General features: G+C 66.8%; 23 protein-coding genes. 12 read left to right on the top strand and 11 right to left on the bottom strand.

Annotated elements, in window-relative coordinates:
* Positions 1-26: 26 nt before the first annotated feature.
* Complete coding sequence (locus G6N32_RS11215) at positions 27-680, bottom strand: hypothetical protein (protein ID WP_115319659.1); 654 nt, start codon at positions 678-680, stop codon at positions 27-29.
* 20 nt (positions 681-700) lie between these two features.
* Positions 701-1,588, bottom strand: coding sequence for an oxidoreductase (locus tag G6N32_RS11210; RefSeq protein WP_232077604.1), 888 nt, complete (start codon positions 1,586-1,588; stop codon positions 701-703).
* 27 nt (positions 1,589-1,615) lie between these two features.
* Here G6N32_RS11210 and G6N32_RS11205 point away from each other — a divergent pair, with 27 nt between their 5' ends.
* Positions 1,616-2,068 carry a GNAT family N-acetyltransferase gene (locus tag G6N32_RS11205; RefSeq protein WP_163789230.1) on the top strand — a complete coding sequence of 151 codons (453 nt, stop codon included), beginning with the start codon at positions 1,616-1,618 and terminating at the stop codon, positions 2,066-2,068.
* A 1-nt stretch (position 2,069) separates the two neighbouring features.
* Here G6N32_RS11205 and G6N32_RS11200 read toward each other — a convergent pair whose 3' ends face one another.
* The gene (locus G6N32_RS11200; RefSeq protein WP_410432715.1) at positions 2,070-2,510 is read right to left on the bottom strand and encodes an Rv2576c family protein; all 441 of its coding nucleotides are present in this window, start codon (positions 2,508-2,510) and stop codon (positions 2,070-2,072) included.
* 213 nt (positions 2,511-2,723) lie between these two features.
* On the opposite strand from G6N32_RS11200, the gene urtA reads away from it, so the two are divergent.
* The 7 genes from urtA (at position 2,724) to G6N32_RS11165 (ending at position 9,184) form a co-directional block, all read left to right on the top strand.
* Positions 2,724-3,986 carry an urea ABC transporter substrate-binding protein gene (gene urtA / locus G6N32_RS11195; protein WP_115319658.1) on the top strand — a complete coding sequence of 421 codons (1,263 nt, stop codon included), beginning with the start codon at positions 2,724-2,726 and terminating at the stop codon, positions 3,984-3,986.
* Positions 3,987-4,012: 26 nt separating this feature from the next.
* A complete protein-coding gene (gene urtB / locus G6N32_RS11190) occupies positions 4,013-4,897 on the top strand; it encodes an urea ABC transporter permease subunit UrtB (RefSeq protein WP_115319657.1) in 885 nt (294 codons plus the stop codon).
* Complete coding sequence (gene urtC, locus G6N32_RS11185; protein ID WP_115319656.1) at positions 4,894-6,000, top strand: urea ABC transporter permease subunit UrtC; 1,107 nt, start codon at positions 4,894-4,896, stop codon at positions 5,998-6,000. The genes urtB and urtC overlap by 4 nt, the downstream gene beginning before the upstream one ends.
* Positions 5,997-6,797, top strand: coding sequence for an urea ABC transporter ATP-binding protein UrtD (gene urtD, locus G6N32_RS11180; RefSeq protein ID WP_115319655.1), 801 nt, complete (start codon positions 5,997-5,999; stop codon positions 6,795-6,797). The genes urtC and urtD overlap by 4 nt, the downstream gene beginning before the upstream one ends.
* Positions 6,797-7,489 carry an urea ABC transporter ATP-binding subunit UrtE gene (urtE, locus tag G6N32_RS11175; RefSeq protein ID WP_115319654.1) on the top strand — a complete coding sequence of 231 codons (693 nt, stop codon included), beginning with the start codon at positions 6,797-6,799 and terminating at the stop codon, positions 7,487-7,489. The genes urtD and urtE overlap by 1 nt, the downstream gene beginning before the upstream one ends.
* A 64-nt stretch (positions 7,490-7,553) precedes the next feature.
* Complete coding sequence (locus G6N32_RS11170) at positions 7,554-8,633, top strand: catalase family peroxidase (protein WP_115319653.1); 1,080 nt, start codon at positions 7,554-7,556, stop codon at positions 8,631-8,633.
* On the top strand, positions 8,630-9,184 hold the full coding sequence (locus tag G6N32_RS11165) for a cytochrome b (RefSeq protein ID WP_115319652.1): 555 nt from the start codon (positions 8,630-8,632) through the stop codon (positions 9,182-9,184). Before G6N32_RS11170 ends, G6N32_RS11165 begins: the two co-directional genes overlap by 4 nt.
* 42 nt (positions 9,185-9,226) lie before the next feature.
* Here the strand turns inward: G6N32_RS11165 and G6N32_RS11160 are convergent, their stop codons facing one another.
* Complete coding sequence (locus tag G6N32_RS11160; RefSeq protein ID WP_115319651.1) at positions 9,227-9,670, bottom strand: hypothetical protein; 444 nt, start codon at positions 9,668-9,670, stop codon at positions 9,227-9,229.
* A gap of 240 nt (positions 9,671-9,910) precedes the next feature.
* On the opposite strand from G6N32_RS11160, the gene G6N32_RS11155 reads away from it, so the two are divergent.
* Positions 9,911-10,213: a DUF732 domain-containing protein gene (locus G6N32_RS11155; protein ID WP_163789227.1), complete on the top strand. Its 303-nt coding sequence runs from the start codon at positions 9,911-9,913 to the stop codon at positions 10,211-10,213.
* A 33-nt stretch (positions 10,214-10,246) separates the two neighbouring features.
* Here the strand turns inward: G6N32_RS11155 and hisS are convergent, their stop codons facing one another.
* Positions 10,247-11,506, bottom strand: a complete 1,260-nt coding sequence (gene hisS, locus G6N32_RS11150; RefSeq protein ID WP_115319649.1) for a histidine--tRNA ligase — start codon at positions 11,504-11,506, stop codon at positions 10,247-10,249.
* The gene (locus tag G6N32_RS11145; RefSeq protein WP_115319648.1) at positions 11,503-12,171 is read right to left on the bottom strand and encodes an MBL fold metallo-hydrolase; all 669 of its coding nucleotides are present in this window, start codon (positions 12,169-12,171) and stop codon (positions 11,503-11,505) included. The genes hisS and G6N32_RS11145 overlap by 4 nt, the downstream gene beginning before the upstream one ends.
* A 107-nt stretch (positions 12,172-12,278) precedes the next feature.
* Between G6N32_RS11145 and G6N32_RS11140 the strand changes: the two genes are divergently transcribed.
* Together G6N32_RS11140 and G6N32_RS11135 are read left to right on the top strand one after the other, a co-directional pair.
* The gene (locus tag G6N32_RS11140) at positions 12,279-13,169 is read left to right on the top strand and encodes a peptidylprolyl isomerase (protein WP_115319647.1); all 891 of its coding nucleotides are present in this window, start codon (positions 12,279-12,281) and stop codon (positions 13,167-13,169) included.
* Positions 13,170-13,240: 71 nt separating this feature from the next.
* The gene (locus G6N32_RS11135) at positions 13,241-14,236 is read left to right on the top strand and encodes a peptidylprolyl isomerase (RefSeq protein ID WP_115321085.1); all 996 of its coding nucleotides are present in this window, start codon (positions 13,241-13,243) and stop codon (positions 14,234-14,236) included.
* A 9-nt stretch (positions 14,237-14,245) separates the two neighbouring features.
* Here the strand turns inward: G6N32_RS11135 and G6N32_RS11130 are convergent, their stop codons facing one another.
* Positions 14,246-14,485 (bottom strand): hypothetical protein, encoded by a 240-nt coding sequence (locus G6N32_RS11130; protein ID WP_115319646.1) that lies wholly within the window; start codon positions 14,483-14,485, stop codon positions 14,246-14,248.
* A gap of 128 nt (positions 14,486-14,613) precedes the next feature.
* Between G6N32_RS11130 and G6N32_RS11125 the strand changes: the two genes are divergently transcribed.
* Entirely contained in the window at positions 14,614-14,898 is a 285-nt protein-coding gene (locus tag G6N32_RS11125) for a hypothetical protein (RefSeq protein WP_163789225.1), read from the top strand.
* Between the two features lie 16 nt (positions 14,899-14,914).
* Here the strand turns inward: G6N32_RS11125 and G6N32_RS11120 are convergent, their stop codons facing one another.
* The 4 genes from G6N32_RS11120 to secF form a co-directional block, all read right to left on the bottom strand.
* Positions 14,915-17,266 (bottom strand): RelA/SpoT family protein, encoded by a 2,352-nt coding sequence (locus G6N32_RS11120; RefSeq protein ID WP_115319645.1) that lies wholly within the window; start codon positions 17,264-17,266, stop codon positions 14,915-14,917.
* A gap of 118 nt (positions 17,267-17,384) precedes the next feature.
* Positions 17,385-17,912, bottom strand: a complete 528-nt coding sequence (locus G6N32_RS11115; protein ID WP_115319644.1) for an adenine phosphoribosyltransferase — start codon at positions 17,910-17,912, stop codon at positions 17,385-17,387.
* Entirely contained in the window at positions 17,909-19,570 is a 1,662-nt protein-coding gene (locus G6N32_RS11110) for an ABC transporter substrate-binding protein (RefSeq protein ID WP_115319643.1), read from the bottom strand. Before G6N32_RS11110 ends, G6N32_RS11115 begins: the two co-directional genes overlap by 4 nt.
* Positions 19,571-19,576: 6 nt before the next feature.
* A complete protein-coding gene (secF, locus tag G6N32_RS11105) occupies positions 19,577-20,845 on the bottom strand; it encodes a protein translocase subunit SecF (protein ID WP_115319642.1) in 1,269 nt (422 codons plus the stop codon).
* Between the last annotated feature and the right edge of the window lie 5 nt (positions 20,846-20,850).

The raw sequence follows: 20,850 nt of genomic DNA, 5'->3' as shown, positions 1-20,850 counted from the left end.
ACGTTCGATGATCTGTCAATGGCGCGTCAGTCGTCGAGCTCCCCGGCGATTCCCCGTTCGAGGGCCGCGGTGGTCCGGTCCGGCAGCACGAGCAGACCGTCGAGCTCGCCGCGGGCCAGGTCGTAGGCGCGTTCACGCTCCTGCGGGGTGGCGCCGCGATCGGCCGCCACCCGCAGCAGGCTCTGTGCACGGGTCAGCCGCTGCTGATCCTGGCGGGAGAAGTCAGCGCGCCGGCGCCGTTTTGCCTCGTTCTCGGCAGCCTCGAACGCGGTCACGTACGCCTCCACGGCGTCGAGATACTGCCGCGCGGCCTCGACATCGTCGAGCAGGTCCTCAGCCTTGCCGGGGCGCACCAGTTCGGCGCGCAACTTGGCCCGGTGGAAGGCCACCGTCAGCGGATCCCGCATGTCGGTCATCGCCGGGAAGTCGAGAAGCTTGGCGGCATCGAGTTCGTACTCCAGCCAGCGAGCGTCGGTCCGGTTGTGTTCGTCGATCACCCGGGTGATCGTGCGCCACTGCACCGCTTGGCTTTTCGTGCTGTCCTGCACCGTGACAGGTGGCTCGGCCACCGGCTCGTTCTGCCGCCTGATCGCGGAGATGCCCTTGACCGCGGCGTAGATCGCACCGGCCAGCGGCACGATCACGAGCAGCAGCTCGACCAACCGGAAAATCAGGCCCACCTGGCCAGGATGCCACTTGGTCAGCCGGGCCCGTCGCTGGCGGCAGCCAGCAGCGGAACCAGCACGTCACCGACGGGCGTGTCCAACCCGTGCCCGGCGGCCTTGCGCACGATGACGTTGTTGCGGATGTCCCATTCCAGCCGGCGACGGGCTTCGGCGTCGGTGAGCATCGACGTCGTCAGATCCTCGGGTGCGGCGGCGAACATGTCGGTCACCTCGTCGATGACGGAATCGGGCAACCGGGCGCCTTCCGCACGAGCCACGGTCACGCACTCGGCCAGGTAGCGCCGCGCAAGAGCCGCGATGTCGGCGCGGCGGAACATCCCGGATCGCCGTCGGGCCAACACCATGAAGCCTGCGAGTGCGTTGAACAACAGCTTGCGCCACGCCGCGGTGGTGAAGTCGGGGTCGAGCTCGACGATCATCTCCGTCGAACGCAGCACCGCCGCAAGGGTTTCCGCATCGGCGCTGTCGGGCAGCACCAGACGCGCTTCGGTGCGCAGCCGCACCCAACCGTCCGGCTGCCGCTCCGCCGAAAACCACACGACGGCGGGCACGATATGCGCCGACGGGCAGAACGGGCCGACCCGCTCGACCTGTTCGACGCCGTTCTGCAGCACGCAGACAACCGTGTGGTCGTCGCACAGGCGCTCCAGCCAGCCGGCCGCCTGCTCGTTCTGGGAGTCCTTGACCGCCAGGAACACCAGGTCGACCGGACCGTCGATACCAGCGGGGTCGGTCAGCACCGGGCCGGGCACCACGATCGGCTGCTGGTCATCGGGCCGGACCTCGATCTGATCGCGCGGGGTGTGCCCGCATACCGTGACCGCATGCCCGGCGGCATGCAACACAGCGGCGACGGTCGAACCGATCGCGCCCGGACCGACAAGTGCTATCGAGGTGCCCACCGCTCCCAACATACTTACGGTGGTGCAGTGGCCGAACCGTCGCTGCGCCGGGCGATACCGTCCGATGTCGCGTCCATCGCTGAGCTCGCCGAACGGGCGTACGAGAAATACGTCGCGCGAATCGGCCGGCGGCCGGCGCCGATGGACACCGACTACGCCGCACTGATCGGCGCCGCCAACGTGTGGGTGCTGACCGACGACAACGGTCTGGTCGGCAGCCTGGTCACCTGCGTGATGGACGACCACCTGCTGCTCGACGCCATTGCCGTCGCACCGCACGCTCAGGGCCGCGGATACGGGGCGTTGCTGCTACGGCGCGCCGAGGACGACGCCCGCGAGGCCGACCGCACAGAGGTCAGGCTGTTGACCAACGCCGCGATGACCGAGAACATCGCGATGTATCCGCGGTTCGGCTATGTGGAGACGCACCGAGCGGGTCAGGACGGCTTTCGCCGGGTGTTCTTCAGCAAGCGCCTGTGATTTAGGACGTCCACTTGGCGAGGTAGCACTGCGGGCTGTAGGGCGCGTCCTGGGCGACGGCGACCTGGCCGTCGATGGACACCTCGCAGTGCGCGTTCGGGGCACCCTGTCCGCCGTGCGTGGTGCTCGCAACCTGCAGGAATGCCCACTGCGGGTCATCCAGGGTGGTCTGGAACACCCACGGTGCGTCCGGCGACACCGAGATGGTCTCGCGCTTCATGAACGGGTTCGAGTCCGCGTTGAAGGCGTCCTTGCTCGGCGGCTGCGCCGTCAGATAGGTGATCGTGAAGTCGTAGGTACCACCGGTCGCGAGCGTGTAGGTCACCTGATGCCCGGGCGCCGGCGCCGGTGTCGGCTCAGCACTCGACGTCGCGTGCGTGGCTGCAACACCGGCGGCCGCCAACACCAGCGCCGCCCCGACTCTTGCTGTCACATTTCGCATATCGGCCATATCGACCACGCTACCGACATCGTTACCCGTGTCGGCCTGCGCCGGCATCCAGCGAATGACTAGCAGGTTAACAAGTTCGTCACACACAGATATGTCACAGAAACTTATTGGTCCTAACGTCCGGGTCGACACCAACCGTGGGTTCGGGGGCCATCAGGTCTGTTGCGGCCCAATGCTTGTCTTTCCCAACATGAAAGGGCCTCTATGCATCTCCGGCGCTCCGCATTGAATCGATCATTCTTGGCGGCGACAGGCGTGGCGGTGACCGCGGGCCTGATCCTGTCCGGCTGCGGCAGCAAGGCCACCGAGACCGACACAGCAAAGTCGGATTCATGCGTTGACACGTCCGGGCCCACTATCAAGGTGGGGTCGCTGAACTCGTTGTCGGGCACGATGGCCATCTCCGAGGTCACGGTGCGTGACTCGATCAAACTCGCGGTCGACGAGATCAACGCCAAGGGCGGTGTACTGGGCAAGCAGGTCCAGATCGTCGGCGAGGACGGGGCTTCCGACCCCGCCGTGTTCGCGCAGAAGGCCGAGAAGCTGATCAAGAACGACTGCGTGGCCGCGGTGTTCGGCGGCTGGACGTCGTCGAGCCGCAAGGCCATGTTGCCGGTCTTCGAGAGCAACAACGCACTGCTGTACTACCCCGTGCAATACGAGGGGCTGGAGTCGAGCAAGAACATCTTCTACACCGGCGCCACCACCAACCAGCAGATCGTCCCGGCTCTGGACTTCCTCAAGGAGAAGGGCATCACGTCGCTGTACCTGGTGGGTAGCGACTATGTGTTCCCGCAGACCGCGAACCGCATCATCAAGGCCTACGCCGCGGCCAACGGCATCGAGATCAAGGGCGAGGACTACACCCCGCTCGGCTCGACGGACTTCTCCACGATCGTGAACAAGGTTCGTTCGTCGAATGCCGGCGCGGTGTTCAACACCCTCAACGGCGACTCCAATGTGGCGTTCTTCAAGGAGTACACCAACGCGGGACTCACGCCGCAGAAGATGCCGGTGGTCTCGGTGTCGATCGCCGAGGAAGAAGTCCAGGGCATCGGCGCGCAGAACATCGCCGGCCAGCTGACAGCGTGGAACTACTACCAGACACTGGACAATCCGGTGAACAAGGCGTTCGTCAAGGCCTTCAAGGACAAGTACGGGCAGAACCGGGTGACCTCGGATCCGATGGAAGCCGCCTACGTCTCGGTGTACTTGTGGAAGAACACCGTCGAAAAGGGGAAGTCGTTCGACGTCAAGGCCATTCAGGACAACTGCGCCGGCGTGACGTTCGACGCCCCGGAGGGCCTGGTCACCATCGACGGCGAGAACCATCACATCACCAAAACCGCGCGGATCGGCGAGATCCATCCCGACGGACTGATCTACACGATCTGGGAGTCCCCCGGCCCCATCACCCCGGATCCGTACCTGAAGTCCTACCCCTGGGCCAAGGGCCTGTCGGGCTAGTCCGGGCGACGGGAAACCAATAGCGCATGGAAGTCCTTGTCGGACAGCTGGCAACAGGATTGAGCCTCGGCTCGATCCTGTTGCTGGCCGCATTGGGGCTGTCCCTGACCTTCGGCCAGATGGGCGTCATCAACATGGCGCACGGCGAATTCATCATGGTCGGCTGTTACACAGCATTTGTGGTGCAGAAGGTCATCTCGAATGCCGGTGCATCGCTGCTGGTTTCGCTGATCGTGGGATTCGTGGTCGGCGGCCTGCTCGGGGTCCTGCTGGAAGTCACCCTGATCCAGCGAATGTACGATCGCCCGCTGGACACCTTGCTGGTGACGTTCGGTGTCGGGTTGATCCTGCAGCAAGCCGCACGCAGCATCTTCGGCGCGCCCGCGGTGAACGTCACCGCACCGGCGTGGCTGTCCGGCGGCGTCGAGATCCTCGGCGCGGTGGTGCCCAAAACCCGCATCTTCATCCTGGTGCTGGCCGTGGTCTGCGTCGCTGTGCTGGCCGCCGTGCTCAAGCTCAGCCCGATGGGCCGGCGGATCCGGGCTGTCGTACAGAACCGCGATCTGGCTGAGACGAGCGGTATTTCGAGCCGCCGAACCGATATCACGACGTTCTTCATCGGTTCCGGACTGGCCAGTGTGGCCGGCGTCGCCCTCACCCTGATCGGGTCGACGAGCTCCACCATCGGCCAGAGCTATCTGATCGACGCGTTCCTGGTGGTCGTCGTCGGCGGCCTCGGCCAGATCAAGGGCACGGTGATCGCCGCGTTCGCGCTCGGGTTGATGAACTCCTTCATCGAGTACAGCACGACCGCGTCGCTGGCCAAGGTCATCGTGTTCGTGGTCATCGTGATCTTCCTGCAGGCACGCCCGCAAGGCTTGTTCACGGTGCGGACAAGGAGTTTGGTATGAGGCCCTTTGTCGGCAGGTGGCAGACGTGGGTGGGCTTCGCGGTCGCGGCCGTCATACTGTTCGGCGTCGCGCCCGCGATGCTGACCAGCTTCCGGCTCGGCCTGCTGGGCCAGTATCTGTGTTATGCGATCGTGGCCGCCGGTATCGGATTGGCCTGGGGCCGAGGCGGAATGCTCACCCTGGGCCAGGGTGTGTTCTTCGGCCTCGGGGCGTACATGATGGGCATGCACCTCAAGATCGCCGACGCCGAGATCCGCAAACAACCGGTGCCGGACTTCATGCAGATCGCGGGAATCCCGGCGCTGCCATCATATTGGGAGCCCTTCTCCTCGGCGGCCTTCACCATGGCAGCGATCGTGGTGGTCCCGACCGGCATCGCCGCGCTGCTCGGACTGGGTGTGTTCAAGCGCCGCGTCAAGGGCGCCTACTTCGCGATCCTGTCCCAGGCGCTGGCCGCCGCACTGGCGATCCTGCTCGTCGGGCAGGCGACTCTGGGTGGCAGCAACGGGCTCAACGGATTTCGAACGTTCTTCGGATTCCGGCTCTCCGACCCGGTGAACCGGCAGATGTTGTACTTCATCGCCGCCGGCACGCTGCTGGTGGTGGTGGCCGTGGTGCGTCAGCTGATGCAGAGCCGCTACGGCGAACTCCTGGTCGCGGTGCGTGACGGCGAGGAACGCGTGCGCTTCCTGGGCTACGACCCGGCCACCATCAAGGTGGTCGCCTATACCGCGGCCGCGTTGTTCGCCAGCATCGCCGGTGCCCTGTTCGCGCCGATCATCGGTTTCATCACGCCGGCTCAGGTCGGCGTCGTGCCGTCCATCGCTTTCCTGATCGGTGTCGCGATCGGCGGGCGCACCACGCTGCTCGGACCGATTCTCGGCGCGATCGGTGTGGCGTGGGCGCAAACCGCGTTCTCCGAACGGTTCCCGTCCGGATGGACCTACGCACAGGGATTGTTGTTCATCGTCGTCGTCGGCTTCTTCCCCGCCGGACTGGCCGGAGTCGGGGCGCTGCTACGAAGGCGTCGCCGCGCCAAGGCCGACCCGCCCGCCGGCGATGTGCAGCACGCGGAAGCCGAGACCGTGGGAGCGGCACCATGACCGAACTCGCCGAACCGGTGGCCGGCGGCAATGTCGGCATGGGCACCGAATACCTCGAAGTCCGCGGTCTGACCGTCGATTTCGACGGGTTCAAAGCGGTCAACGACGTCAACCTCACCCTGTTCCAGGGCGACCTGCGATTCCTGATCGGCCCCAACGGGGCTGGCAAGACGACCGTCATCGACGCAATCACCGGCCTGGTACCGGCGACCGGGTCGATCAACAAGTCGGGTGTGGACCTGCTGGGCAAGAAGGTCCACCAGATCGCCCGGCTCGGCGTCGGGCGAACCTTCCAGACCGCCAGCGTGTTCGAGCAGCTGACCGTGCTGCAGAACCTCGACATCGCCGCGGGCGCGGGCCGGTCGTGGTGGACGCTGCTGCGCAGGCGGCACGGGGTGCTGCCTGCCATCGAGGAGGCGCTGGAGACCATCGGACTGTCGGATCTGGCCGACCGGCCGGCGGGCGTGCTCGCCCACGGCCAGAAGCAATGGTTGGAGATCGGCATGCTGCTGGTGCAGAACGCCGACGTGCTGCTGCTCGACGAACCCGTCGCCGGGATGAGCGGTGAGGAACGCGAGGAGACCGGAAACCTGTTGCGCCGCATCGGTTCCTCGCGCACCGTTGTGGTCGTCGAGCACGACATGGACTTCATGCGAGCGTTCGCGACGTCCGTGACCGTACTGGCGCGCGGCCAGGTGATCGCTGAAGGGTCGGTCGCCGAGGTGCAGGCCAATCCGAAGGTGCAGGAGGTCTACCTGGGTACCGCTGCGGCCGGAGACTTGGAGGCAGGCGAATAGTGTTGCAGCTCATCGATGTCCGTACCGGATACGGGCGCTCTCAGGTCATCCACTCGGTCAGCATCGAGGTGCCTTCCGACGGCGTGGCCGCGGTGATGGGCCACAACGGGGCAGGCAAGACGACCTTGCTTCGCGCGGCGGTCGGGTTGCTGAAATGCACCGCGGGCCAAGTGCTGCTGCACGGCGAGGACGTCACCAAACTGCGCCCCAACGCCCGAGTGGCCCGTGGGCTTGCCTACGTACCGCAAGGCCAGCAGTCCTTCGGTCAGCTGACCACCGCGGAGAACCTTCAGGTCGTCGCCGACGGCCGCAAACAAGGCAAGCAGCTGATCGACGAACAGCTCGACCTGTTCCCGGCGCTCAAGGAACTGCTGACCCGCCGTGCCGGTCTGCTCTCCGGCGGCCAGCGCCAGCAGTTGGCCATCGCTCGGGCATTGATCACCAGCCCGAAGATCCTGATCCTCGACGAACCCACCGAGGGCATCCAGCCGTCCGTGGTCGCCGAGATCGAAGCGGCGATCACCGCGCTCACCCGCCGCGGTGACCTCGGCGTGCTGCTGGTCGAACAGCACATCGGTTTCGCGCTGGAATCGGCCCAGCGGTACTACATCCTGGAAGCCGGGCGGGTGACGTCCAGCGGAACCGGCGGCTCGGCGTCGGAGGCCGACGTCCGCGCGGCGATGGCGATCTAGACTTCAGGTCGTGAGCTGTGTCACGGCGGTGAACCGATCCCTGCTACAGCGCGTCTGTGGTTAAGTGACCAACCGACCGCGCTGGGGCGTGAACACTGCCGTCAACCGCCGATCGGTTCTCGTGGGGCTCGGGGCCGTCGGAGCGTTCCTGGCCGTCGACCTCGGCGCCGTCGCCTTCGCCAACAAATGGATCGGGTCCGGCACCACCCGACAGACCTTCCTCGACGGGTTCCTCAGGGTCTACGGACGCCAGCTCGGCTTCCGAAAGAACCACGCCAAAGGCGTCGTCGTCACCGGGTATTTCGACAGCAACGGCAGTGGCCAACAGCTCAGCCGAGCCGCCGTGTTCCGACAGGGTCAGGTACCCGTCGTCGGCCGCTTTTCACTCGCCGGCGGTGACCCGCACGTCGCCGACACCCCAGGCGCGGCCCGGGGCCTTGGGCTGGCGTTCGGGTTCCCCGATAGCTGGCAATGGCGCACCGCAATGCTGAATCTGCCGGTGTTCCCGGACAATTCGGCGCGCGGGTTCTATGACAGGTTGTTGGCGTCCAAGCTCGTGCCCGGCACCAAAGCGCCCGACCCCGCCGCGATGAAAGCCTTTCTGACGGCCCACCCCGAAACCGCGGCCGCCATGGCGATCATCAAGAAGCATCCGCCGTCAGCAGGCTTCGGCGACAGCACCTTTCGCGGCCTCAACACCTTCTTTTTCGTCAACGACGCTGGCGTCCGGTCCGCCGTGCGGTGGTCGCTCGTACCGCAGCAGGGCGCACCGGCACCGCAATCCGGCGACGCCAACGGATTGTTCGACGCCGTGCTGCGCCAGCTGCGCGACGGGCCGCTGCGATGGCGTCTGCTGGTCACCGTCGCCGACCCGGGCGACCCGCTGACCGACCCCACCCTGCCGTGGCCCGAGGACCGGCGCAGCGTCGAGGTGGGCACACTGACCCTCACCTCCGCGGCGACCGAAGCGCCGGGCAATGCCCGCGACATCAACTTCGATCCGCTGGTGTTGCCCGACGGCATCGAACCGTCCGACGACCCCCTGCTGTCCGCCCGCAGCGACGTCTATGCGGCGTCCTACCGCCAGCGCACCGGCGAGCCGACGTCTCCGTCGGCGGTTCAGGTCAACGAGGTCGGCGCATGACACCGATCGAGCGCTACCCGGTCCGCACTCGAATCCTGCACTGGCTGACCGCCGCCCTGGTGTTCGGCGCGCTGTTCGTCGGATTCGTGATGGTCAATTCGCTGGGCGGCTACGGAACTCTGGTGGGTGTGCACGTGACGCTCGGGGCGCTGATCCTGATCGTCGTGGTGTTCCGGGCGGCCAACCGTTTCACGCACCGCACCCCGCCGCTGCCGTCCACCGTGGGGTCTGTCGAGCAGCTGCTGGTGGTCGGCTCCGAAATCGGGCTCTACGTGCTGCTTCTGGCTCAGCCGCTGGTGGGATGGGCGATGGTGTCGGCAAGTGGTCGGCCGGTGGTGCTGTTCGGTTTCGTTCCGCTGCCGCGGATCGCTCCGTTCGACGCAGAGCTGTTCTTCGTGCTGCGCCAGACCCACTCCGTACTCGCCTACCTGCTGGTGGCTGCGATCGCCGCGCACGTCTCGGCGGTGCTGTTGCACACGCTCACGTTGCGCGACCGGATGCTGAGCCGGATGACGTTCGGCGGCCGGCGGGACGCAGCGGAACCGGACTGAGCCGCCGCAACCACAGCGGGTGTCGACCTTCGAGTTCGCCGCTCAGCCGGCGTCGAGTAGATCCGTGTCGTCGGACGACAACGCCACCGCGGCGCCCAGCCGGCCGAACAAGTCGATCGCCGACTGGACGGCCCGGTCGACGAAGGGCCCGAACTCACCGTCAGTGGCACGATATCGCCGCTCGGCGACCACACCGATCAATCGTGGGTCCGAGGACGGAAACACCGTTGCGGTGACCTGGGTATCGGCGCCGTTCCATTGCTGCACCAACGTGGCGACTCCGGCCCGGTGATCGGCCGGGTAATAACGCTCCGCGGTTATGGTGATCTGAACCGCGGACCCGCTCGGCTGCAAATGCACATGCAGGCGACCGTGGTAGGCGTTCACGAGAAAGAAAACCTCGTCATCGTGATGGCCGCAAAAATGCCGCAATTGGCGACTGTTCACATAGCCCTCGATGACCTCGGCGCCGATCACGGTGTTCATGCCTGTTCAACGGACCGCGCAAACGACACGGTTCCCAAATCGGCCAAGGTTGTGCCAAGAATCCGGTGAGAATTGGTTAAATGGGGCGGTACCGCCGACAAGTTAAATTCATTTGTGTTCGCGCCGAGATACCGGCGTGATGGCTGGTGCCTAAAATATTTGGACTTTTCCTGCATGTCTGCTGGCAGCGTAGTAACTTCTGCCGCAGCAGTAACTCCAATGCACACAAGGGACAAGACAATGATCAAAGGTTTGTTGACGGCGGCTGCTGCCGCCGGGGCCATCGCGCTGGCCGGCGCGCCGTCTGCCTGGGCGATCACCAACGCCGAGGCCGACTACATCAAGGATCTGACCAGCGCCGGTATCGCCGGCGACCAGGCGGCGTTGATCGCTGATGGGCACACCATCTGCTCGGCGCTCGCCCAGGGTGCGGATCCGAACGAGCTGTCGCAGACCTACTTCAAGAACTCAGGTCAGATCAGCCATGCGCAGGCGGATGCGGCGATCAACTTCGCCAAGACCGATCTGTGCCCCGCGGGCTGACCACAAACGAACTGAGACCGCGGCTGGCCTGTTCTAGGCCAGCCGCGTAATCACTTCTGCGACAACCGAATCGACCGGGATATCGACCTGCGTGCCGGTGGCGAGATCTTTCACGCCCACGGTGCCCGCCTCGATGTCCCGGTCGCCTGCCACCACGGCGATCTGCGCGCCTGAGCGATCAGCCGCACGCATCGCCCCCTTGAGTCCGCGGTCGCCGTACGCGAGGTCGACACGAACACCCTCGGCGCGCAGAGCCGCCGCCAGCCGCGCCACCACCACCTTGGCCTGCTCCCCCAGCGGCACCCCGAAAACGTCGCAGCGGCTTGGGTTTCCGACCGTCTTACCTTCGGCCCGCAGCGCCAGAACAGTCCGGTCGACCCCGAGCCCGAAACCGATTCCCGACAGGTCCTGGCCACCGAGCTGACGCATCAACCCGTCGTACCGGCCGCCGCCACCGATCCCGGACTGCGCGCCGAGCCCGTCGTGCACGAACTCGAATGTGGTCTTGGTGTAGTAGTCCAGGCCACGGACCATCCGCGGATTGACCACGTACCGCACGCCGAGCGCGTCGAGATGCGCCAGCACGGTGTCGAAGTGCTGCTTGGCCACATCGGAGAGATGGTCGAGCATCACCGGTGCGTCGGCGGTCGCCTCGCGGATCGCCGGCCGCTTGTCGTCGAGCACCCGCAGCGGGTTGATCTCCGCTCGCCGCCGGGTGTCCTCGTCCAGGTCGAGCTTGAACAGGAACTCCTGCAGCAGCTCCCGGTACTGCGGCCGGCAGGTGTCGTCACCCAGCGAGGTGATCTCCAGGCGGAAGCCGTCCAGACCCAGCGAGCGGAAACCGGCGTCGGCGACGGCGATCACTTCAGCGTCCAGAGCCGGATCGTCGACGCCGATGGCCTCGACACCCACCTGCTGCAGCTGCCGGTACCGACCGGCCTGCGGACGTTCATAGCGGAAGAACGGGCCCGCATAACAGAGCTTGACCGGCAGGGCTCCGCGGTCCAGACCGTGCTCGATGACCGCGCGCATCACCCCCGCCGTGCCCTCGGGGCGCAGCGTCACCGACCGCTCGCCGCGGTCGGCGAAGGTGTACATCTCCTTGGACACCACGTCGGTGGATTCGCCCACTCCGCGGGCGAACAGCGCCGTGTCCTCGAAGATCGGCAGCTCGACGTCGCCGTAGCCGGCCAGCCGGGCGGCCCGCAAGAGACCGTCCCGGACCGCGACGAACTCGGCGGACTCGGGCGGCAGGTAGTCAGGGACACCCTTGGGCGCCTGGAATTCGCTCACGTCAAACCTTCGAGAAATGGGTTGGTACGGCGTTCGAGACCGATGGTGGTGGATTCACCGTGCCCCGGTAATACCAGGGTGTCGTCGTCGAGCACCAGCAATTTGTCGACGATCGAGCTCAGCAGATCCCTCCCGCTGCCGCCGGGCAGGTCCGTACGGCCGACGCTCTGTTTGAACAGGGTGTCACCGGTGAAGGCGATCGGGTCCTGAGAACCGGCACGGCCCACCCGGAAGACCACCGAGCCCTTGGTGTGACCGGGCGTGTGGTCGACGGTCACGGTGATGCCGCCGAGTTCGATCTTGTCCCCGTCGCGGTCCAGTTCGACGACCTGTCGGGGCTCACGGAACAGCGCTCCCAGCGCGATCTGGCCAAGGCGCGGCCCGAACCCGCGGATCGGGTCGGAGAGCATGAAGCGGTCCTGCGGATGGATGTAGACCGGGCAGCCGAACGTGTCACCCACCTTCTGCGCCGACCAGATGTGGTCGATGTGCCCATGGGTTAGCAGGACCGCGGCCGGGGTGAGCCGGTTCTCGTCGAGTACCCGGCGCAGGGTGCCGAAAGCGCGCTGTCCCGGGTCGACGACGATCGCGTCGGCCCCGGCGCGTGGGGCCAGCACGTAGCAATTGCATGCCAACATGCCCGCCGGGAACCCGGTGAGTAACACGTTGTCCAGTTTCCCATCCCCTGTTGGCGAGGGTCGTGCCCCCTGGCTTCAGCATCAACTGGCACACTCGGTGCCGACTCACCCGATCTCAACGGAGGATCATCACGGTGCCCACCAACGAACAGCGACGTGCGACGGCCAAGCGCAAGCTCGAGCGGCAGCTGGAGCGCCGCGCTCAACAGGAGAAGCGCCAGCGGTTGTTTGTCGTGATCGGCGGTGTGGTCGCAATCGCCGTGGCCGCGGCCCTGATCGTCACCTTCGTGCTGACCAACAAGGACAGCAAGGACACCAAGACCGCCTCGGGTGCCACCAGCACCGCCCCCGTCGAGGCCGGCGGTCCGTCGACGAGTCCCCCGGCCACCGGCGGTCTACCGCCGTTCAAGGCCGCCGCGAACCTGGGCGCCAACTGCCAGTACCCGGCCTCACCCGAGCCGGCTGCCAAGAAGGTCGACGCACCCCACAGCGGCAAGGTGCCCACCGACCCGCCGACCGTGACCGCCAGCATGAGCACCAACCAGGGCAACCTGGGCCTGGTGCTCGACAACGCGAAGACTCCGTGCACGGTCAACAGCTTCGCCAGCCTGGCGCAGAAGGGGTACTTCAACGACACCCCCTGCCACCGGCTGACCACCTCGCCGTCGCTGTCGGTGCTGCAGTGCGGCGACCCGACCGGCAGCGGCACCGGTGGCCCCGGCTACCAGTTCGCCAACGAATATCCCACCGACCAGTACCCCGCCAATGACCCTGCCCTGCAGCAGCCGGTGACCTATCCGCGCGGCACGCTGGCCATGGCCAATGCCGGCCCGGGCACCAACGGGAGCCAGTTCTTCCTGGTCTACAAGGATTCACAGTTGCCGCCCAACTACACCGCGTTCGGTACCGTCGACGCGACCGGCCTGGCGACGCTGGACAAGATCGCGGCGGCCGGGGTGGCCGGCGGCGGCCAGGACGGCAAGCCGGCAACCGACGTGCGAATCAAGTCGATCCTGCTGGACTAGCCGGCGATGAGCGACGCTCGCGGAGCGAATCGACCGCGGATATGCGGGACCCGAGCCTGCGAGAGGACCCCATGAGCCAACCTCCGCCGTACTACCCGCCATATCCGCCGCCGCATGGTTCGCCGTACGGGCCCGGTCCGTATCCCTATCCGGCGCCCCAGCCGACCAACGGGATGGCGATCGCATCGCTGATCTGCGCGTTCGTGTTCGCGCCGCTGGGCATCATCTTCGGGCACGTCTCGCTGTCGCAGATCAAGAAGTCCGGTGAAGACGGGCGGGGTCTGGCGATCGCCGGGTTGGTGATCAGCTACGTGGTGACCGTCTTGAGCATCGTCGTGATCGTCGCCGGCGTGGCGTTCTTCTCATGGATGGGCCGAGAGCTGGAAAAGACCGGCGGGGCTGGCATCCCGCGCACCCTCCCCGGCGGCAGCGGACAACTCCCGCCGTTCAATCCCCCGGCCACGCTCGGCGCGAACTGTCAGTACCCGGCCACCGCGACCCCGGCGGACAAGCCGGTCAAGCCGCCGGTCCCAGGCAAGGTGGCCACCACCCCGGCCACGGTGGACGCCACGGTGGTCACCAACGCCGGCCCGATCGTCGTCCACCTCGACAACGCCAAAGCGCCATGCACGGTGAACAGCTTTGAAAGCCTGGTGCGGCAGAACTACTTCGACAACACGCCGTGTCACCGGCTTACCGACATGCCGTCACTGTCGGTGCTGCAATGCGGCGACCCGACCGGCCAGGGCACGGGCGGACCCGGGTACCGGTTCGCCAACGAGTACCCGACGAACCAGTTCCGACCGTTCGATCAGGCGCTGCGGCAGGCGGTGAAGTATCCGCGCGGCACCCTGGCCATGGCCAACGCCGGGCCGGACACCAACGGCAGTCAGTTCTTCATCGTCTACCGCGACTCGATGCTGCCGCCCACGTACACGGCGTTCGGCCAGGTCGACAAGACCGGCTTCGGGGTCATCGAGGACATCGCCGCCACCGGCATCGCCGGCGGATCTGACGATGGCAAACCGGCCAGGCCGGTGACGATCAAGTCGATCCGGCTGAACTGAGGCCGGACCTCAGCCGGGCAGGCCCTGCTCTTCGGTCGGCAACGGCGCCGGCCCCTTGATCGCGGGGGTCGCGGCGGGAAGCTGACCCTTGGGCTGATCCGGTGACTGGGTGACCGTGACCCCGGTCGACATCTCCGAGCTGATGAACGAATCGGGGGTCTGCTGATTTCCCGCTACCGCGGCGAAGACGCCGAGGGAGACCAGCGCACCGGCTCCGATAGTGGTGGACAACACGTGAAAACGCTTCATAGTCAATCTCTTTCCAAGTAGGTCTTGGCACCTGAGAACACGTATGACTACAAGAACGTTGCGGCAGCTGAATATTCCGCTGCCCACGATGAAATAATCTGCGGCCCAGACACGTTGGACGCCGTGTTATGACCAATGGTTTGCACAGAGCTGTTCGTGTTGTCCTGGGCGCGCTGGCCGCGGCCGCCTTCCTACTCGCGCCCACCGCGCTGCTCGGCACCCCGTCGAGTCAGGCCACGCCCGTCGCGCAGGGCTGCTACGACGGCGTGATCCCGTGGAATCCCTACCTGAAGAGTTGCAGCCTGCCCTCGACTCAGCCGCACGTGCGCGGTGCCGCGCCGGATGCCACCGCGATCATCGCCTGCCACGACCATCCCGGCTGCCTGTCCTGGTACGTCAACGGCGGGCCGTAAGCGGCCGCTAGACCGATCAGGCCGCGCTCGTCACCCGGTACACGTCGTAGACACCCTCGATATTGCGGACCGCGTTGAGCACGTGACCGAGATGCTTGGGATCACCCATCTCGAACGTGAAGCGGCTCACCGCAACTCGATCGTTCGATGTGGTGACCGACGCCGACAGGATGTTGACGCGTTCGTCGGCCAGCACCCTCGTGACATCGGAGAGCAGCCGGTGCCGATCAAGGGCCTCGACCTGAATCGCGACCAGGAACACCGACGTCGGTGACGGCGCCCAAGTCACCTCGATGATGCGTTCCGACTGTTGTTGCAGGGATGCGGCATTGGTGCAGTCGGTGCGGTGCACGCTGACACCGCCACCCCGGGTGACGAAGCCCATGATGTTGTCGCCGGGAACCGGAGTGCAGCACTTGGCCAGCTTGGTCAGCACACCGGTCGCACCAGGCACGGCAACCCCGGTGTCGTCGCTGCTGCGCTGACGCACCGGCATGGTCGCGGGCGTGGAGCGCTCGGCCAGTTCGTCCTCGGCACTCTCGGCGCCGCCGAGTTGCGCCACCAGCCGCTGGACAACGTGCCGTGGTGAGACGTGCCCCTCCCCGACCGCCGTGTACAGGGCGGAGACGTCGGCATACCGCAACTCCTGGGCCAGGGCCGCCATCGCCTCACCGTTGACCAATTTCTGCAATGGCAGCCCGCCGCGGCGCACCTCGCGTGCGATCGAGTCCTTGCCGGCCTCCAGCGCCTCGTCGCGACGCTCCTTGGCGAACCATTGCCGGATCTTGGCCTTTGCCCGCGGTGACACCACGAAGCCCTGCCAGTCGCGCGAGGGGCCGGCGTTGGGCGCCTTGGAGGTGAAAACCTCCACCCGCTCCCCGTTTTCGAGCTTGCGTTCCAGCGCCACCAGGCGGCCGTCGACCCGAGCCCCGATGCAGCGGTGGCCGACTTCGGTGTGCACCGCGTAGGCGAAGTCCACCGGCGTCGATCCCGCCGGCAGGGTGACCACGTCGCCCTTCGGGGTGAACACGAAGATCTCCTGTACGGCGAGGTCGTACCGCAGGGACTCCAGGAACTCCCCGGGGTCCGCGGCTTCTCGCTGCCAGTCCAGAAGCTGGCGCATCCAGGCTGTCTCGTCGATCTCGGCGGCGCTGTGCGGATGCGGAACACCGTTGCGGCCCTTGGATTCCTTGTAGCGCCAGTGCGCCGCGATGCCGAACTCCGCGGTGTCGTGCATGTCGCGGGTGCGGATCTGCACCTCCAGCGGCTTGCCCTCCGGTCCGACGACCGTGGTGTGCAGCGACTGGTACACCCCGAATCGGGGCTGGGCGATGTAGTCCTTGAACCGGCCGGGCATCGGCTGCCACAGCGAATGCACAACGCCGACAGCGGCGTAACAGTCGCGGATCTCTTCACAGAGGATCCGCACACCGACCAGGTCGTGGATATCGTCGAAGTCGCGGCCCTTGACGATCATCTTCTGGTAGATCGACCAGTAGTGCTTGGGCCTGCCCTCCACGCTGGCGTTGATCTTCATCCCCGACAGCGCGCTGTTGATCTCGACGCGGACCTTGGCGAGGTAGGTGTCCCGCGACGGCGCGCGGTCGGCGACCAGCCGGACGATCTCCTCATAGCGCTTGGGGTGCAGGATCGCAAACGACAGATCCTCGAGCTCCCACTTGACGGTGGCCATCCCCAGCCGATGGGCAAGGGGGGCAATCACTTCCAGCGTCTCGCGAGCTTTGCGGGCCTGCTTCTCCGGCGGCAGGAACCGCATGGTGCGCATGTTGTGCAGCCGGTCGGCGACCTTGATGACCAACACCCGCGGATCGCGCGCCATCGCGATGATCATCTTGCGGATGGTCTCGCCCTCGGCGGCGGTGCCCAGCGCGACCTTGTCCAGCTTGGTCACCCCGTCCACCAGGTGGGCGACCTCTTCGCCGAAGTCGGCGGTCAGCGCCTCCATGGCGTAACCGGTGTCCTCCACGGTGTCGTGCAAAAGCGCGGCCACCAACGTGATGGTGTCCATGCCGAGCTCGGCGAGGATGTTCGCGACGGCAAGCGGGTGGGTGATGTAGGGGTCGCCGGAGCGCCGGAGCTGATCGGCGTGCTTGGCCTCGGCGACCTCGTAGGCGCGCTGCAGGATAGCCAGATCGGCCTTGGGGTAGAACTCGCGGTGGACGGCCACCAGTGGTTCGAGGACCGGGTTGACGGTGCTGCGCTGCGACGTCATCCGTCGTGCGAGCCGGGCGCGGACCCGCCGCGATGCGCTGCTGGTGGTTTTGGGGGTTTCGGTCCGCGGCTCGGCGGGCGCGGCGTCGGAGACCGGAGCCGGCGCGGCGGTCAGCGACGCGTTGTCGTCTGCCATGCCGCACCTCCTCGCCACCAGGACCGACTTCGAGGATATCTCCCCGACCGCAGCCAAGCGCCGAGCGTGCCCAGTGCGGGGAGGACGCCGCGCCCAGCTGCTCGGGACATCAACCGCCTCAGATGGTTTGCAGGCTGGTCACCTGCAGCGGTGCGACCTTCTCGCGCCCGCCGAGCCCTGGCAGTTCCAGCACCACCGCGGCAGCCGACACCTCCGCACCGCCGGCCGCGAGCAGTGAACGCGCCGCGGCCAGGGTTCCGCCGGTGGCGAGCACGTCGTCGATGATGACGACGCGGCGACCGGCAAGCTCGATCCCCTCGGCCGGGATCTCCAATGTGGCCGTGCCGTATTCGAGCGTGTAGGTCTGGCTGTGCACCGGCGGGGGCAACTTCCCGCCTTTGCGGACCGCCAGCACACCGATACCGAGCCGATGGGCGACCGCGCCGCCGAGCAGGAATCCGCGAGCGTCGATGCCGGCAACCAGATCCGCGCCCTCGGCGATCTCGGCCATCGCGGCGGTGATGACGGCCAGCCCGTGCCGGTCGGCCAGCACCGGGGTGAGGTCCTTGAATTGGATTCCTGGTTCCGGGAAGTCGGGCACCTCGCGGGTCAGCGCATTGAGGACGTCGGTGACCGAAGCCGTCATTTCTCGAACACCCACCTGTCCATGTTCCAGCCCGCGCCCCACTTGGTGGGATTGCCTTCGACGGCGTACATCTTCTTCGACACCAGCACCGTGCGCTGCTGACGGTACAGCGGCAGGGTCGGCATGTCGCCCCACAGAATGGGCGAGCTGTCGGTGAGCAACCTGGCCTGTTCCTTCGAATCGGAGGTGACGGCCAGCGCCGAGATGATGCCGTCGATCTGCGGATTGGAGTACCGCGGCAGGTTGTCGCCGTTGCCGGCGAACAGCGTGTAGGCGTCCAGCGCCGACGATCCGGTCGAGCCGCTGCCGGTCGCGCCGCCGGTGCTGGCCAGCAGGACGTCGAGCTGGCCGTCGCGCAGCGCCTGCGGGCCCGCCGACTCCGACGTCGCATCGACGACGGTGATGCCGGCGGCCGCGCACGACTTGGTGATCGCGCCGACGGTGGCTGCCAGCCGCGGGTTGGGCGCTTGGTAGCCGATCCGGACGGTCAGCGGCTGACCGCCGAGCGCATCGCGGGCGGCGTCGGGGTTGGCCGCACCGAACTGGGGACCGATCGCCGCCCCCTCGATACCGCTGAAGGCGTCGTCGTTGGCGGGGTTGAGGCGCGCATTCGACATCGGGGTCTCGGCGTTCAACGCGATCAGGTCACGCGGCGTGCACAGCGCCACCGCGCGGCGGGCCGGTGTGGCGGCCAGCGGTCCGTCCGGGGCGAAGATCAGCTGCTCGATGCCACCGGACGGCAGCTCGCGACGGTCGTAGCCGTCGGGGGTGGTCAGTGTGCCCGACGACCCGGTCGCCACGTCGACCACCTGGAACGTGCCGCTGTTGATGCGGTCTTGTACGTCGACGCCGCGCGGCCACACCGTGATCCGCTTGGTGATCGGCTTGGCACCCCACCAGCGGTCGTTGGCGGTGAGCACCACCGCGCCCTCCGGCAGCACCGCGTCGATCTTGTACGGCCCCGACGACGGGAAGCGTTTGAGGTCGTCGGCACTGAGGCCGGGCTTGAGGTCCCACACCGAATTCCACGCCTGGGCGACTCTGTCAATGGCGGCGGGGTCACCGCCCTGGATGGTCCGGGTGACGTCGACACCGAGGACGTCGCCGAGCACATGCGACGGCATCATCGAGGTGGCGGTGAACAGCTGCAGGTAGTCGGTGACAGCGCGGCCGGGAAAGTAGGTGACCCGGGCCTTCTTCTGGCCCGGCTGACAGTCGACGGTGTCGATGTCCAGATAGCCGGCGCGGCTGGCGGCGTCGAACGCCGGGAACCGCCCGGACTGCGCTGCCCACGCCAGGACCATGTCGTCGCAGGTGACCGGCTTGCCGTCGGAATACACAGCGTTGTCCGCGATCTGATAATCCAGCACCAGCGGATCGCGGCCCACCACCGACACCGAGCCGAAGTCGTGATCGGCCAGCACCTGGCCGTCGGGCCCGTGGAAGTTGAATCCGGTGAGCACCCGCGCGAAGGCCTGCGGACCCGCCGAGGCCGCCCCGCGCACCGTGTTGGTGTTGTAGGTGAGCAGCAAGCCGTCGACGGCGTAGTTGATCTGATCCGCGGGGCTACCCGAACACGACGTCAGCGCGCTCGGCGCGAGCACCCCCAGGACCGCGGCCACTGCGACAGCGGCGGCGCGCCGACGCCCGACTGCCATGGCGCGCTATCGTCCGCGGGGGCTACGTTTGCCCGTCGGCCGGCCCGGTCGGGCCGGACGGGCGCCCGGCGTGGGCTTGTTGCCGACCGCGGGCGTCCCCCCGATGGCCGCTTCGGCCGGGACCGCGTCGGCGGCCTCGGCCAGATCCGCGGCACCGCCGGTCACGACGTCGCTGGCCGTCGACGGCTTGCGGCGGTTGAGCACGCGGCGATTGTGGGTGCGTACCCGGTCGGTGCGTTCGCGCAGCGACACCAGCAGCGGGGTGGCGAAGAAGATCGACGAGTAGGTCCCGACGATCACACCGACCAGCTGGACCAGCGCCAGATCCATCAGCGTGCCGACGCCGAGCAACCACACCGCGACGACGATCAGCGCCAGGATCGGCAGCACCGAGATGAGGCTGGTGTTGATCGACCGCATGAAGGTCTGGTTGACCGCCAGGTTCGCTCTCTCGGCGAATGTTCGCTGCGCGGTGAGGTCGAAGCCTTCGGTGTTCTCCTCGACCTTGTCGAACACGATGACTGTGTCGTACAGCGAGAAACCCAGAATCGTGAGCAGGCCGATCACCGTCGCCGGCGTGACCTCGAAGCCCACGATCGAATACACGCCCGCGGTGACGACGAGGTCGAACACCAACGTCAGCAAGGCTGAGATCGCCATGTAGCGCTCGTAGCGGAAGGTGATGTAGATCGCCGCGAGCACCAGGAACACCGCGAGGGCAATCAGCGCCTTCTTGGTGATCTGGTCACCCCAGGTCTCCGAGACAGCCGAGTCGCTGATCGTCGACTTGTCGGGCTGACCATTGCCGGCCTTCGGCTTGAACGCCTCGAACAGCGCGTCGCGCAGCTGGTCGGTCTGCTGGTTGGTCAGCGCCTCCGAGCGGATCTGCACCGAGGCCGAGCTGCCGTTGCCGACCAGCACGACCGACTCCGGCGCCCGGCCCAGCGTCTTGGAGAAGACGTCTTCCACCTGCTGGACGGTCGCGGTGCCGTTCTGGCCGGCGACCGGCATGCCGACTTTGGTGCCGCCCTGGAAGTCGATGCCGAAGGTGAAGCCCTTCAGCACGATGCTCGCGACACAGGCAAGCACGATCAGCCCGCTGATCGCGTACCAGAGCTTGCGTTTGCCGATGACCTCGAAGGCACCGGTGCCGGTGTAGAGGCGGACGAAGAAGCCGTGCTTGGGCGCGCCGGCGCCGGCCGCTTCCAGATCGGGTGCTTCGACGGCGGTGGATTCGGTGACGTCCGCAGCGTCCTCGGTGGTTTTCTCAGCCATGGGAG

This window comes from Mycolicibacterium aichiense, from assembly GCF_010726245.1.
Taxonomy (GTDB): Bacteria; Actinomycetota; Actinomycetes; order Mycobacteriales; family Mycobacteriaceae; genus Mycobacterium; species Mycobacterium aichiense.
This window is presented reverse-complemented; position numbering and strand designations above follow the sequence as displayed.

What these genes read in the sequence shown, in the direction of transcription:
- G6N32_RS11200 (WP_410432715.1), bottom strand. Translation starts at nt 2,510, where the DNA reads ATGCGAAATGTGACAGCAAGAGTCGGGGCGGCGCTGGTGTTGGCGGCC.
- urtA (WP_115319658.1), top strand. Translation starts at nt 2,724, where the DNA reads ATGCATCTCCGGCGCTCCGCATTGAATCGATCATTCTTGGCGGCGACA.
- urtB (WP_115319657.1), top strand. Translation starts at nt 4,013, where the DNA reads ATGGAAGTCCTTGTCGGACAGCTGGCAACAGGATTGAGCCTCGGCTCG.
- urtC (WP_115319656.1), top strand. Translation starts at nt 4,894, where the DNA reads ATGAGGCCCTTTGTCGGCAGGTGGCAGACGTGGGTGGGCTTCGCGGTC.
- urtD (WP_115319655.1), top strand. Translation starts at nt 5,997, where the DNA reads ATGACCGAACTCGCCGAACCGGTGGCCGGCGGCAATGTCGGCATGGGC.
- G6N32_RS11165 (WP_115319652.1), top strand. Translation starts at nt 8,630, where the DNA reads ATGACACCGATCGAGCGCTACCCGGTCCGCACTCGAATCCTGCACTGG.
- G6N32_RS11160 (WP_115319651.1), bottom strand. Translation starts at nt 9,670, where the DNA reads ATGAACACCGTGATCGGCGCCGAGGTCATCGAGGGCTATGTGAACAGT.
- G6N32_RS11155 (WP_163789227.1), top strand. Translation starts at nt 9,911, where the DNA reads ATGATCAAAGGTTTGTTGACGGCGGCTGCTGCCGCCGGGGCCATCGCG.
- G6N32_RS11135 (WP_115321085.1), top strand. Translation starts at nt 13,241, where the DNA reads ATGAGCCAACCTCCGCCGTACTACCCGCCATATCCGCCGCCGCATGGT.
- G6N32_RS11130 (WP_115319646.1), bottom strand. Translation starts at nt 14,485, where the DNA reads ATGAAGCGTTTTCACGTGTTGTCCACCACTATCGGAGCCGGTGCGCTG.
- G6N32_RS11125 (WP_163789225.1), top strand. Translation starts at nt 14,614, where the DNA reads ATGACCAATGGTTTGCACAGAGCTGTTCGTGTTGTCCTGGGCGCGCTG.
- G6N32_RS11120 (WP_115319645.1), bottom strand. Translation starts at nt 17,266, where the DNA reads ATGGCAGACGACAACGCGTCGCTGACCGCCGCGCCGGCTCCGGTCTCC.
- G6N32_RS11115 (WP_115319644.1), bottom strand. Translation starts at nt 17,912, where the DNA reads ATGACGGCTTCGGTCACCGACGTCCTCAATGCGCTGACCCGCGAGGTG.
- G6N32_RS11110 (WP_115319643.1), bottom strand. Translation starts at nt 19,570, where the DNA reads ATGGCAGTCGGGCGTCGGCGCGCCGCCGCTGTCGCAGTGGCCGCGGTC.
- secF (WP_115319642.1), bottom strand. Translation starts at nt 20,845, where the DNA reads ATGGCTGAGAAAACCACCGAGGACGCTGCGGACGTCACCGAATCCACC.